Source organism: Bacillus sp. FSL E2-8900 (genome assembly GCF_037966225.1).
Lineage (GTDB): Bacteria > Bacillota > Bacilli > Bacillales > Bacillaceae_G > Bacillus_A > Bacillus_A cereus.
In genome coordinates this window covers 2491889-2505813 of record NZ_CP150193.1, presented here as the reverse complement: position 1 = coordinate 2505813, position 13925 = coordinate 2491889, and the positions used below count along the sequence as shown (strand labels likewise).

The following is a 13925-nucleotide window of genomic DNA, read 5'->3' as shown; positions in this document are numbered from 1 at the left end:
TACATAAAAATAAGTAAAAGCACTCGTTTAAAGAGTGCTTTAAAATGGATACCAAAAGTTTTGAAATACGTTTAATTTTAAATATACCGCAACAATAAATATGAAAATACCGGCAAATAAAGCAAGGAAATCTTCACGTTTCGCCTTACTTGTATAAAACCATGTACGTTTATCCTTCTTTCCAAATCCTCTTAAATCCATTGCATTTGAAACTGTATCTATTCTTTCTAGAGAATGAATGATTAGTGGCCAGAAAATTAAAACACGGTTCTTCATACGAACCCATAAACTTGCTTCTCCTTTTTCAAAAGCCACTCCTCTCGCTTCTTGCGCGTGTTTAATAATTTTATACTCAGACTGGATGTCAGGAATATAACGTAGTGCAATATTTATTGCATATGTAATCTTATAATGAATACCAAGTTTACTTAAGCTACTTACAAATTCGCTTGGATCTGTCGTGTAAATAAAAAGAAGTGTAAATGGTAATAACGTAAAATACTTTAATGAAAGTGTAGCTGCATAAAATAATGTTTCATATGTAATCGTTGCATATCCAACATGTAAAAACGCGGTATATGATTCAGTTAATTCAGATCCATGAGTTGGTGTAATAAATAAAATCATGACAGAGTTTAATAAACTAAATGTAAATATGACACTAAAAACAATTAAAATTTTACGAAATGGAATTTTAGCAATGCTGAGTCCGATACACCCAATAATAAATAATATTAGCAACACCCGAAAATCAAAAAACAAAAAAGTAAGCGTCATACAAAAAATAAATAAAAACAATTTCACTACCCCATCCATACGATGAAAATATGTACTATGCACCTTCCTCCCTCCTATTACTGTCTAAATAAAGCTCCATAAATTTTTCTGGACATGCAATCCCACTAAATTTAACAAGCTTGGTTAAAGAACTCTCTCTTAAGTTGGTTCTTTGTAACGTTTCTTGATTGCCTAATACATCAAACACTGTATTATCCGCAATAATTTTCCCTTCATGTAGAACTACTGCACGGTCTGTATATTCTAGCGCGAGATTCATATCGTGAGTGATAAAAACAAATGAAATTCCCTTTTTAGCTAGGTTTTTAATAAACGACATAAATTGTTTATAATGATAATAATCTTGTCCCGCTGTCGGTTCATCTAATATGATAAGCTTAGGATTTGTTGTTAATACAGATGCGATTGTTAGTCTCTTTTTTTGCCCATAGCTTAGTGCTTGAATTGGCCAATTACGAAATGGATATAAACCACAAATTTTTAAAATCCCTTCTACTTTATTCTTAATTTCTTCCTTAGAAAAATTATGTAATGTTAATGTAAATGAAACTTCTTCAAAAACAGTAGACTGTGTAATCATATGATTTGGATTTTGCATCACGTAAGATATGATTTCCCCACGTTTACGAATAGACCAAGAACTAATATCTTCACCTTTTAACGAAATTTTCCCATTTTTCATTTTGTTTATACCTATAAGACTATGAGCTAATGTTGATTTCCCTGCTCCATTATGTCCTAACAGTGCCACAATTTCTCCTTCATATATTAAAAGGTTTACATTTTCTAATACTTTTTGTTTATTAGGGTATGAAAATGATAAATTCTCCACTTTAAGTAATTCCTTGTTTTTAGCATTCCTTTCTAATATGACTTGTTTCTCCATCCACTCTTTTATAACGTTGCTTACCTTTTCTTTTTGAAGGTTTTCCATTGGATATATTACGTCATTATTACGATCAAAATGCAATCTCTTTAATGCTTCGATGTAAATAGGCTCTCTTAAGCCAATACGTGGTAATATATTTGACGCTAAGATTTCTTTTGGTGTTCCCATCGCAATGACTTTACCTTCATCAATTAATATAACTTTGTCTAAATCCAGTTTTAAAATTTCTTCTATCCTATGTTCGATAATAACAATCGTTTTATTATACTGCTCATGTATATCTTTCATAAGTTCTATCGTATGTATGGCGCTTAGTGGATCTAAGTTCGCTAATGGTTCATCGAACAATAATATATCCGCATTTGTTGTTAATAAACCAGCAAGAGAAACTGTTTGCTTTTGACCTCCTGATAATTCATGTGGACTTTGTTTATGAAACGTATGCATCTTCACCTTTCTTAATGAGTCCGAAACAATCTTTTTCATGTTATCTTGCTTTACACATTCATTTTCTAAATAAAAAGCTACATCTTCTTCTACTGTCAGACCAATAAATTGAGCATCTTGATCTTGTAAAATTGTTCCTACCTGTTTACTTTGTTCAAAAATACTTCCTTCCCTTGGGTCTTTACCGGCAATTAAAACGTTACCTGTGCTATTCCCTTCGTAAGAAAATGGGATTAGCCCATTTATACAATGAGCTAATGTCGACTTTCCTGAACCACTTCGTCCAGCAATTAATACTTTTTCCCCAGGGTATATATGAAAGGTAATATCACTTAAAGTAGGCTGCGCAGCATGCCCATATTGAAAGGTGAATTGTTCAAACGAAATAATTGGTTGCATGTTAACATCCCTACTTTTCAATTTTTAAATGTGTATGTTTCTTATTGGATTTCGCCAAACCAATTGTAAGTGGCAATCCAAGTACTAAGAAAACGATGACATCGGAAATTGTTGCTCCTAATACTTGTATAACAATTTTGTCAAATGGTTCTCCCATCACAATAATATCGAATGCCCCAGCAAATATAATAGCAATGACAATACCAACTAGCCCAGTAATTGCTAAATAAGAAATATCTCCCTTGTTAAACGACCCGTTTTTCACACTAAAACCAACTCTTTTTTGAATAAGCCCCATTGAAAAACCAATAATACCTGAACTAATAACCCATCCCCACCAAATACCCCAGCCAGCAATCGTATCTGTTACGGTATGACCGATAAGTCCGATTAACAGTCCTGCCACTGGACCAAATAATGCTCCAAAAACAGTTAATATAGCTAATGCTGGTTTAATAAATGTATTCGGTGCAATAGAAAATCCCCAAAGTCCTAATATCCCGTATAATGCTGCTCCAATACCGATTGCTACTACTAACTTTGTTGATAATTTATTCATGACAATTCCCCTCTCATATTAGTCAACTTTTATTACTCTATATTTAATTTAAAAATGAATTATGCATCGACACTCCCTTTCTATACAACAAAAAAATGACCTCTTACATAAGAGGTCATTTTCTTTCACTTTCAAGAATCCTCTTATCTTTCAAAAAACACATCGTGTCCTCTGCGGAATTAGCACCTTCCTATAAAATTGCATAGGGGTTGCTGAGGTTTCTTAGGGCCGTTCCCTCCACCTCTCTGGATAAGTATTAATTTGTAATTCGTATTATGGCACTAAAGAATGTAAATTTCAACACTTTTCTTACTATTTTCATTTTTTATTAAATAGCGCATTTAAATCATTGTATTCTTATCGGAATTGTGAAATAATGAATTCAAAATCGTTTCGGGAGGAATGCATTATGAAAGTTATTGGTTTGATTGGAGGATTAAGTTGGGAATCTACATCATTATACTATAAACATATTAATACACTTACACTCTCTCAATACGATCAAAATGCGAAGCTAATTTTATATAGTATGGACTTTGGTGAAGTAACTACTTTATTACAAAACTATCAATATGAAGAAGTGAAAAATGAACTAGTTAAAGTTGCAAAGAAAGTTGAAAAATCTGGGGCTGAATGTTTATTAATGTGTTCAAATACTGTACATCTATTTGCCGAGGAGGTAGAACAAGCAATATCTATCCCGCTTCTTCACATTGGTGATGTAAGTGCTAAAGAAATGGTAGAACAGAATATAAAACGTATCGGACTATTAGGAACAAAACAAACGATGGAGCAAGATTTCTATAAATCACGATTAGCGAAATATAACATTGAGACAATTATCCCAAATGACGAGGAAAGAACTTTTATCCACCATGTCATATTAGATGAATTAAGTAGAGGGATCATTTCAGAAACATCTAAAAAAAGGTTATTACAAATTACAAAATCATTAATTCAAAACGGCGCTGAAGGTATATTATTAGGCTGCACTGAAATACCTTTACTCATCTCCCAAAATGATCTTACTGTTCCCGTTTTTGATACTGCTTTTTTACATGCAAATACTGCTGTACAATTTGCTGGATAAGAATACACAAGCATAAAGGTGAGAACCTCTATGCTTGTATACAGTTACGACTATTTATCCCGCTATTTGCAGGCAGTAAAGCCCCACCAATTAAAGTTTTACTTTATTTAAAAGAGATTCAATAACTGCAATGGCTTCTTTTGAACCACCACATTCTAAAAAGCTATCATTAAGTTTTCTTATACCATGTTTATACTTTTCATTTGAAAGTACATCTGTTACGGCCTCTTTTAAAGAGTACACATTAACATGTTCTTTCAATAGTCTATGTGCTGCTTCCAGTTCAGTTAATCTTTGCGCTATCATAGGCTGATCTTTATCATGCGGTATTATTACAAATGGGACATTATAATGAATGGCATCGTGTACGCTATTCATACCGCCATGTGTAATAAAAACATCTGCTTCATTTAATATTTCTGATTGAGGTACGTATGGAGCAATTATAAAATTATCTGGCGTTTGCTTTATTTTTGAAATATCATTTCTATCACCAATTGCCATTACAACTATCCCATCAAAATCTGAAAAAGTATCAATACAAGTATTAAAGAATGGTTCGAGTCCTTCAAGCAGTGTTCCCATTGAAATGTAAATAACTTTCTTTTCTTTAAGTGATTCCAGTGGAAATTTTATATTTGTTTTACGCTTTGAAATACTCGGTCCAATAAAAATGTTATTTTCTCCGAACGATTCGCTATTAGGTTGGAAATAACGACTTGTGTATACGAGACAAACATCACCTTTATTATTCATAAATTGAAGATTATTCTTTGGTTTTACTCCAAATTTATGTTCCATCTGATTTAGTAATTTTTCAGAGATTTCCTCTGGTTGGAATGGCATATCTGCATTTGGATGAAAAGGTAATGTCTTCAAAAATTCTGGCGGAATTAAAAATATAGGCGAGGACACTACACCTGGAACTTGTAAATACTCCTTTACTAACTCTCCTGCGCCAAATATATCATACATTACGAAATCAAAATTTATACTTTCACATAATTGTTTCGTAATTTCTAATATATATAAAGAAGTCTGAACATGCATATGAAAGAAAGCATTTAACCCAGATGAGGTTTCAGCATCAATAGAAATCTCTTTTAATAGATCCGGATGAGTATGTACAGTAGCTCCTAAATCTTCAATTCTATCCTTAAAGTTTGCCGTTGTAATATAATGTACGTTATCCCCTCGTTCAGTAAAGGCTTTTACTAAATTTAATGTAGGGTTTACATGTCCCTCTGCTGGAAAATTAACCACTAAAATATTTAGCACTTATTCCTCACTCCTTACATTTCATTGTTTTAATTAAGCATACTGTTATTTGTACAAGTAATCTTCCCTTAATAGTCCTAATATGCTTGCTACATTATATTGATAAATAATTTTCAGTCATCAACATAAAAAAAAGCATCTACCTATGTAGATGCCTAACCGTGATAAGGAGTGTTCTGTGAGGTTAGAACAAGCGTTTCTGCTTGTCCTATGCTATCAATATATGATTTATTTTATAAAATGTGAATCGTTAATAGAATTATTTTATCCATTTTATATGATTAAATGGATAAAATACCATTTCTACTTTACCTATTATATTTGATTCATCAATAAGTCCAAGTGTATTCCTACTATCTTTACTATGATTACGATTATCACCTAACACAAATAATTTATGCGTAGGAACTTTTATTTCTCTAAAATTTGAAAAACGATTGGATACTTGTGACATATCTAAATGTATATACGACTCATCACGCTTTTTACCGTTAATAAATACCTCATCCTCTTTTAGAGGTATGTTATCCCCCGATAATCCAATAATTCGTTTCACATAGTAAGTAGGCTCGTCTTCTTTTTTTATAATGACAACATCTCCATGATGAAAAGACGATAAACAGACGTTTACCTTATTAACAAGTATATAATCTTTTTCATTCAAAGTAGGTTGCATCGAAATTCCTTCTACCATACAAAATAAAAAGGACTTATTAATAAAAATAACCCCTATTATAATGAATATGTAGCTACATATGTTCCTCAATATTTTAGAATAAACAGCTTCATATATACCTCATTTCTAATCTATTCCCAGATAAAAACGCCTCTAGTTTACAGGAATGCTAGAGACGTTTCGTACATTTTACTTCTCTTTAGAGACATCTGTTTTTGGCGCTTCACCAGTTAATCGCTTATTTTTCAAATCAAAATAAGCATCTAAAACTTCTTTTCCAATATCGGAGTTAATGCCCGATTTATCATTTTCAACCCACGGTACTACAACAGAAAATGCTACTTCTGGATCATCATATGGCGCATATCCAGCTAATGTTAAGTTATAACATTCTCTACGATCGCCTTTCGCATTTCGCCCAATTTCATTTTCTCCACCATATACAGTTTGTGCGGTCCCTGTTTTACCAGCTGGTTTATATGGTGCTTTTTGGAACGCTCTTACTCCCGTTCCATCTCCTTCTTGAAATACTTTTCTAAATCCTTCTTTTACTTGATTAATATATTCTTGTTTCATATCGATTCTATTTAAAACAACGGGTTCTATTGATTGTACTACTTTACCAACCTCATCTTTTTGAACGGTTTGTTCTCTAATCTCTTGAACAATTTGTGGCTTCATTCGATACCCCCCATTTGCGATAGTAGAAATATATTGTGCAAGCTGAAGTGGTGTATACGTATCATATTGTCCAATAGAATAATCTAATAAGAAACCAGGCTGATTATCTTTTCTTCCAATTTGCCCTGCAGTTTCATTTGGTAAATCAATACCAGTTTGTACACCTAGTCCAAATTGCCTGAAATAATACCTCATTTTATCAAAATATTCTTGTTTAATATCTAGTGAACTATTTTTCACATAACCCACGCCAGCAATTTTTAATGCTATATTAAACATATAAACGTTTGAAGAAACTTGTAACGCTCTTAGATCGTCTATATCACCAAAATTTTTCCAAGACTTCTTTTCCTTAGTTCCTTTAAATTTCATAGGTGCATCATAAAAATGTGTTCCAGGAGTTATTGCATTTGTTTCAAACCCTGTTAACACTGTCGCACCTTTAACCGTTGATCCAAGCTCATATGAACTTGTCAGCGTGCCTAAAGCATAATCTTCAACTTCCATTTTCCCGTCTTTTTCTACAAGCCTTTTCCCAGCCATCGATAATACTTGGCCATTTTTCGGATTCATCATTACTACGAAAGCACGGTCTAACATTGATTCTGATCCTTTATATTGTTTTAATATTTTTTCTATGCTCTCCTCTATTTTTTTTTGCAATTCCATATCTATTGTTAAAGTTAAATTTTTACCGCTTTTCCCTTCCGAAACCGTTTCCGTTCTAATAGTATTTCCTTGTTTATCAGCAATGCTTCTTACTTCTTTTTTTGTACCATGAAGTACATCTTCGTATTGCTGTTCGATATAACTTTTGCCAACTCTATCATTTCGGCTATAATCACGCACTAAATAATAATCTAATCGTTCACGTGGCAATCCTTCATCAGCATTTGAAACGTTACCAAGGACAGAACGGAATAATCCATCATTTACATAGATTCTCTCCCAATCAACTGATGCGTCTACCCCTGGAAGGTTCGCTAAATTTTCACTAATCACCGCATATTCCTGTTCACTAACGTCCTTTTTAATAATTTGAGGTGCCATTTGAAAACCTGAGGTCATTTTACTTTTAATAGCTAACACTTCTATATCTTTAGCCGTTAGTTCTTGAAGATTTTTTTCTGTAACGCGCTTCCTTTTTAAATCTTCTATTTTTTTGTCTAGCTCTTTTCCGGTAATATCTTTATCTCGGAACTTATCTATTTCTTTTTTTGATACTAAGTCTTGAGTAAGTTCTGGATTTAATTGCATCCAAAAGTCTTTCTTATCAGTCTCCGTTAACTTGTCTATATCTTCTTGCGGCATTTCAATAATGTCTGCAAGTTGTCTTGCTGATTTTAATATTTCTTCTTGCTTTACACCTTTCACCTTTGTATATGTAATCGTACGTAAAGACTTATTATCAACTACTGGATTTCCTTCACGATCAAATATTTTCCCACGTGGTACAGAAAGACCAACGGTTGCATTTTCTCTCTTCTCTACTTCATTTTTATATGTTTCTCCATCAAAAATTTGCACTTTCCCTAACTGAATAATAATGCCAGAAAATAATAAAAATACACAAAGGAATAAAATATTTAACCGGAGAGGTACTACTCTACCACTTTTCTTCTCTTGCTTTTTCACCTTGTCATAATCTCCTCCTTACAATATTTCAAATAATAATCACATTTCTATATTAAAAGTAATGTACAATTTCTATACATTGCTTTGTACAAATATCAATATAATGTTTAAAACTTAATAGAAATTAAAACAAAGGTAAAGAAAAGGTAAAGTTTACTAAATTAAATATAAAAAATACCCAATAACAAAAAGCTTAGTTTTCACTAATCGCTTTGTTATTGGGTATTAATTGATTTAAGAATTACTACTAGTGCGTATTGCTATACATTTGTCGTCACAATTAGAAAGAGATTGTTTACTTAGTACTTTCGGTAAGTAAATAGTTACTGTTGTCCCGACACCAACCTCGCTCATGATACTAATTGTCCCTTGATGACTTTCAATAATTTTATAACTTAACATTAATCCAATACCAGTCCCTTTTTCTTTCGTACTATAAAAAGGTTCACCTAATCTCTTAATTCTTTCTTCAGGTATTCCTATTCCTTCATCTATTACATGAATGATGACACCATCATCATTTATTTCTTTTATGTGAATTGAAATTCCCCCACCATTTGGCATAGCTTCGATTGAATTTTGCAAAATATTAATAAATACTTGTTTCAATTGATTTTCTGAGCATTCAATAACTATATCTTTGTCATCCGTAAATAGTTCAACTTGAATATTTGTCATAATTGCTTTTGTATTCATTAACGATACGACATTTTTAAAAATTTGATAAATATTTTTCTTTTCTGTATTTATCTCATCTGTTTTAGCAATTGCCAGAAATTCTTGCAGGATTGCTTCTATCCTTTCAATTTCAGAGAGCATAAGATCAAAATATTTTTCTTGATCTTCTTTATTAATTTGAAATAACTGTATAAAACCTTTAATTACAGTTAAAGGATTTCTTACTTCATGAGCCACGCCAGCTGCTAATTGACCAATTGCTGCAAGCGTATCTGATTTATTTAGCAATTCTTCTGTCTTTTTTCGCTCTGTAATGTCGCGTACAATAATCATAATTTTATCATGTAATAATGGTAAGCACCTAGCCTCAAAGAAATCAATACTTCCATTAAGTGTGAGTGGATATTCTACAATTACATTCGTTCCTTTTTCCTTCACTTGATTAATAGCTTCCTGAAACTGCTGTGCTACTGAAGATGGTAATACTTCGTAAAACTTTTTTCCCATAAAAGCTTCTGCGGGTACGTAAAACTTTGTAGGAGATCCTGCCTTGTAATCTATAATTGTGCCATCATCTTCTGTTAAAAAACATAAATCTGGTAAAGCTTTAAAAATTAATTCCAGTTCAGATGTTTGTTGTTTTAACTGCTCTTCTATCGCTTTTAAATGTGTAATATCTACACCAACAGCCCAATAACTATATCCTGTTACAGGAAACTGTTCTGATATATTCGACCACATTATTGTTTTGATTTCACCATTTTTACATGTTAAGTGCATTTCCCAATCTCTGAAATTTTTTCCACAAGTTAAAAATTTCTTTTGTATTTGATGGCGATAATTATGATCAGGATACAATAATTGCAGTGCATTGGGATTTCCAATTATTTCTTCAGCGGTATAACCCGTTACAATTTCGCATTCTCGATTCCACAAAACAAAATCTCCATTATAATCAAGCGCATCGACCATAACAGGCATGTTTTGTAAAATCGTATGTAGTTCCTCCTCTTTCTGAGAAAGCAACGTTGTATTTTTACTTTGAAATACTTTTATTGCGCTATCTAAAATTAAACTTGAGAGCATTTCAAAGTATTTTTGACAACTGAAAATTTCACTTTTTTTGGACCATACAACAAAAGATCCTAAATGTTGATTGTATAAGAAAATGGGGATTTCAATCTTTGGAAGTTTACTCTTTTTTATCTCATTCATTCCGAATGAAAAAACACATTCTTTTTCAGCATCAAGAAGTTGATGTGATATATTAGTTAATTTATAAAATTGTTCTGCCATGGTTTCTATTGTACTCACATCAATAAGTTCCATTAGCCGCGAATTCATTCCTTTTTCACCTCAATATGTAAAATTAATACAAATCTAAAATTCATACTTCTCCATTATACGAAGAAAGCTAGTGTAGGTATATAGCTGTAGAATAATTATTCGAACAAATTTTATTTTTCAATTAAAATAAGAAAAGAATATATATACTGAATATACCTTTAATTAGTATATATTTCGTTGATTCCTCACTTATTGTCTAGTAACTTGAATTCCTCCTTACATTCACTGAATTTTCACTTGAGAGTCATACACGTTACTAATAGCGGTATAAACATGCAATAAGTATAAAGTTCATAAAATATTCACAATTTTTATGAAAAATATAAACATTTATTCCAATATATTCTATATAATAAAATGTAATAAGGCTTCTATGAATCTCATAGAATACCTTACCCCTAATAAAAAAGAAAAAAGAATCCATTTGGATTCTTTTTTCTTTTTTAATTACATTACATATTTATATAAAGCATGTGCCACACCATGTTCTTCATTTGATAACGTTTCGTATTTACACATTGCTTTTATTTCTTCTACTGCATTCCCCATTGCAATTGATATGTTCGCTTTTTCCATCATAGAAACATCGTTTAGCCCATCACCTATCGCTACAGTGTTTTCAACCGGAATATTAAGATGTTCTGCTAAAGTATATAATCCATTCCCTTTTTGAGCATCTCGATGATTAATCTCTAAATTGTGCCAATATGAAGATGTAATTGCTAAATCTGTATTATGAAGAAATGTTTCTTTTAGTTTTTTTAATTTCTCAATTTCATAAGAAAATGGTAATAGTTTATGCACATGTATATCTGTTTCTACAATTGGTTTACAACTTTCCGCACTATGAAACGCTGTATGCTCAAGATATAATGCTGCGATTGTTTCTAACTCTTTCAAGTCGAAATTTTCTTTTGAATTCTTCACATGCTCAATTTCATTACGTACACTCTCTACTCCATAATCCGGTACATACACACCTTTATCAGTATAGAGCTGATAATATAAACCATTCTCTTCAAGATATTCTACAATTTCAAGTGCCTGCATATTTTGAATTGGATATCTCTTCATCATTTTTTTATCTTTATATATAAGAGCACCATTTTCCGCAATGATTGGACACTCTAAATCAACTTCTAACAATAATCGCTCAATGTCAACAATAGAACGTCCTGTACAAATTGCTACAACATGGCCAGCTTCTTGACATGTTCGAATTGCTTCTGCATTTTCTTTACTTATCATTTTATTCCCCGAAAGAAGAGTTCCATCTAAATCAATTGCAATTAATTTCATTATTTCTTCACCACTTTCTATAAATACACGAGTTCTAATTAATTATTAGGTATCGTTTTCATACAATCCTCGTGAGGTACTTCTTATTTATAATTTATGAAAAGCGTTTCAGGTCAAGAAATAATTAAAAATAAAATCCAAAGCTTTTCTTTTTAAAAAAGCTTTGGATTTTAAACTATGAATTATAACTAATGTATTTCGTCTCACACATGTACACATTTTTTTCTTCAGTTGGGATATATACTTTAAACTTTTCTAACCGTTTTCCATAGACATGAATCGTAATAACGCTTTCATTTTTGCTAATTTCAAGAATATGACAATCCGCTGGTGGAATTACTTTATCTGTTTCTCCTTCTCCCAAATAAAGATTTCCTATATGTGTTAAATAAACAAGTGAATTTCCAAGTTGTTTCGTTTGTATAAAGTTCTGCACCATAATCCTTCCTGAAAAAACGCCTTCTACTCCCCATGTGCCGTCATGATCATGTAAAGGTGTAGATTGTCCATCTTTCCATACGAGAGCTAGTACTTCAAAACGTTTGAGCGGATCTTCATACAATAAATGTCGTGCATATTGAGTCAAATTGGCCTTCTGTTTATCTAACGGAAGCCATGTTTTCTTTTCTAAAAGTTCTTCTAGTAACTTTTCAATGCCACACACTATTTCTTCTTCAAATAAACCGTTTTCCATAAGATCTGTAACACCTTTAATAAACTTTTGAAATGATTTACTTCCATTACAAGTCAACATAAGAATCCTCCTCTACGTTTTATACAATTCCATATTAAGGTAATTACCGGAAACTCACAATTGAGAAACAAAAAACAAGATGCAAATGTATGCACCTTGTTAAGATTTTTATTTAGCTTTCAAACGAATAGGTAAGTATTTTAATGTTTGTTCATTTTCCAATATACATTTTTCTAAACAGAAAGATGGAGATAGCTCTATTTTTTCAAAAGTATTTATAAAGGTAGTTAATGCAATCTCAGCCTCTAAACGTGCAAGTGGTGCTCCTAAGCAAAAGTGAGGACCTTTCCCAAAGGTTAAATGCTTTTCATTTCCTGTTCGATGTACATTAAATTGAGAGGCTTGTGAAAATTTTTTCTCGTCTAAATTCGCTGCACTAACCCACGCAACAATCATCTGATCCTTTTTCATTAAAGAACCAAATATATTTGTATCCTCTGTAATCCTCCGGGCTAATGTAACAGGAAAGCGATAGCGTAATACTTCCTCAATCGCTTTTGAAATTAAGTTAGGTTCTTTTCTTAACTCTTCATAAATTCCAGGTGAATCTACTAAAAAGCAATAAAAGCTATTAATAATTAAATTTGTAGTGGTTTCATTCCCAGCTGCTAGTAAACCTAATGAAAAGGTTACAATTTCTTCATCGGTTAATCTTTCGCCTTCATATTCAGCTCGAATTAAATCAGAAATGATATCATCGGTTAAATGATATCTCTTTTCCTGAACAATCGGTAGAAGGTATGCTTTGAATTCATTTAATGCTATCCCTTTCTCAGTATCCAGATCATTAAACTTTTCTTTACTATACGGCATAAATAAAATATCAGACCATTCTTTAATTTTTTTACGATCTGTTGTTGGGACTCCTAATAAATCAGAAATAACGGTAACAGGTAAAGGTGCAGCAAACTGTTCAACGATATTAACTTCACTACATTTTTCGATATGTTGTACAAGTTCATCTGCGATAGCCTGTATTCGAGGTTTCCACTGTTCTAAACTTCTTGGAGTAAATGCCTTAGAAACAATGGAACGTACATTGCGATGTTCTGGTGGATCTGTAGAGTTTATATTTATTCTAGTTTCTAAAGGAGGGATTGAGAATTGTCTGCGCTCCCTTCTACTTGAAAATAAGCGATAATCTGATAAAACACGATTTACATCATCATATAAAAAAACATTCCATACATCCTGCTCTTCATCATAATGAACTGGGTGATTATCCCTCATCAAACGATACCATTCATATGGATTCCATAATTCTTCTTTTGTTTTCAGCTTTGAAATTTCATGAACTAAAATAACATTTTCAGGTGAAGCCATAGTTCTTTCCTCCCTTTTCTTTTACAATAAAAGTGATAGGTCGGCAGTTCAAAGTTGTATAAACTATCATAT

General features: G+C 32.0%; 11 protein-coding genes and 1 riboswitch. Of the genes, 1 reads left to right on the top strand and 10 read right to left on the bottom strand.

What is annotated here, in order from left to right:
- Positions 1-39: 39 nt before the first annotated feature.
- The 3 genes from NST90_RS12785 to NST90_RS12775 are packed head-to-tail and all read right to left on the bottom strand — an operon-like array spanning position 40 to position 3092.
- The gene (locus NST90_RS12785; RefSeq protein WP_000556373.1) at positions 40-840 is read right to left on the bottom strand and encodes an energy-coupling factor transporter transmembrane component T; all 801 of its coding nucleotides are present in this window, start codon (positions 838-840) and stop codon (positions 40-42) included.
- Positions 833-2533: an ABC transporter ATP-binding protein gene (locus NST90_RS12780; RefSeq protein ID WP_044307534.1), complete on the bottom strand. Its 1701-nt coding sequence runs from the start codon at positions 2531-2533 to the stop codon at positions 833-835. The genes NST90_RS12785 and NST90_RS12780 overlap by 8 nt, the downstream gene beginning before the upstream one ends.
- 10 nt (positions 2534-2543) lie before the next feature.
- A complete protein-coding gene (locus NST90_RS12775) occupies positions 2544-3092 on the bottom strand; it encodes an ECF-type riboflavin transporter substrate-binding protein (protein WP_001038210.1) in 549 nt (182 codons plus the stop codon).
- Between the two features lie 140 nt (positions 3093-3232).
- Positions 3233-3348: riboswitch (SAM riboswitch) on the bottom strand.
- Positions 3349-3501: 153 nt separating this feature from the next.
- On the opposite strand from NST90_RS12775, the gene NST90_RS12770 reads away from it, so the two are divergent.
- Positions 3502-4182: an aspartate/glutamate racemase family protein gene (locus tag NST90_RS12770; protein WP_044307535.1), complete on the top strand. Its 681-nt coding sequence runs from the start codon at positions 3502-3504 to the stop codon at positions 4180-4182.
- 90 nt (positions 4183-4272) lie between these two features.
- Here the strand turns inward: NST90_RS12770 and NST90_RS12765 are convergent, their stop codons facing one another.
- The 7 genes from NST90_RS12765 to NST90_RS12735 form a co-directional block, all read right to left on the bottom strand.
- Positions 4273-5460 carry a macrolide family glycosyltransferase gene (locus NST90_RS12765; RefSeq protein ID WP_000932145.1) on the bottom strand — a complete coding sequence of 396 codons (1188 nt, stop codon included), beginning with the start codon at positions 5458-5460 and terminating at the stop codon, positions 4273-4275.
- Between the two features lie 259 nt (positions 5461-5719).
- Positions 5720-6229: a signal peptidase I gene (lepB, locus tag NST90_RS12760; RefSeq protein WP_046392760.1), complete on the bottom strand. Its 510-nt coding sequence runs from the start codon at positions 6227-6229 to the stop codon at positions 5720-5722.
- A 96-nt stretch (positions 6230-6325) separates the two neighbouring features.
- A complete protein-coding gene (locus tag NST90_RS12755) occupies positions 6326-8452 on the bottom strand; it encodes a penicillin-binding protein 2 (RefSeq protein WP_044307537.1) in 2127 nt (708 codons plus the stop codon).
- Between the two features lie 234 nt (positions 8453-8686).
- The gene (locus NST90_RS12750; protein WP_016122581.1) at positions 8687-10474 is read right to left on the bottom strand and encodes a PAS domain-containing sensor histidine kinase; all 1788 of its coding nucleotides are present in this window, start codon (positions 10472-10474) and stop codon (positions 8687-8689) included.
- Between the two features lie 450 nt (positions 10475-10924).
- Positions 10925-11776 (bottom strand): Cof-type HAD-IIB family hydrolase, encoded by an 852-nt coding sequence (locus NST90_RS12745; protein WP_000766385.1) that lies wholly within the window; start codon positions 11774-11776, stop codon positions 10925-10927.
- Between the two features lie 175 nt (positions 11777-11951).
- On the bottom strand, positions 11952-12530 hold the full coding sequence (locus NST90_RS12740) for a cysteine dioxygenase family protein (protein ID WP_000954432.1): 579 nt from the start codon (positions 12528-12530) through the stop codon (positions 11952-11954).
- Between the two features lie 108 nt (positions 12531-12638).
- Entirely contained in the window at positions 12639-13853 is a 1215-nt protein-coding gene (locus tag NST90_RS12735) for a cytochrome P450 (RefSeq protein ID WP_016122580.1), read from the bottom strand.
- Between the last annotated feature and the right edge of the window lie 72 nt (positions 13854-13925).

Excerpts from the sequence above, each read along its gene's own strand:
- NST90_RS12780 (WP_044307534.1), bottom strand. The coding sequence starts at position 2,533 with ATGCAACCAATTATTTCGTTTGAACAATTCACCTTTCAATATGGGCAT.
- NST90_RS12775 (WP_001038210.1), bottom strand. The coding sequence starts at position 3,092 with ATGAATAAATTATCAACAAAGTTAGTAGTAGCAATCGGTATTGGAGCA.
- NST90_RS12770 (WP_044307535.1), top strand. The coding sequence starts at position 3,502 with ATGAAAGTTATTGGTTTGATTGGAGGATTAAGTTGGGAATCTACATCA.
- NST90_RS12750 (WP_016122581.1), bottom strand. The coding sequence starts at position 10,474 with ATGAATTCGCGGCTAATGGAACTTATTGATGTGAGTACAATAGAAACC.
- NST90_RS12745 (WP_000766385.1), bottom strand. The coding sequence starts at position 11,776 with ATGAAATTAATTGCAATTGATTTAGATGGAACTCTTCTTTCGGGGAAT.
- NST90_RS12740 (WP_000954432.1), bottom strand. The coding sequence starts at position 12,530 with ATGTTGACTTGTAATGGAAGTAAATCATTTCAAAAGTTTATTAAAGGT.
- NST90_RS12735 (WP_016122580.1), bottom strand. The coding sequence starts at position 13,853 with ATGGCTTCACCTGAAAATGTTATTTTAGTTCATGAAATTTCAAAGCTG.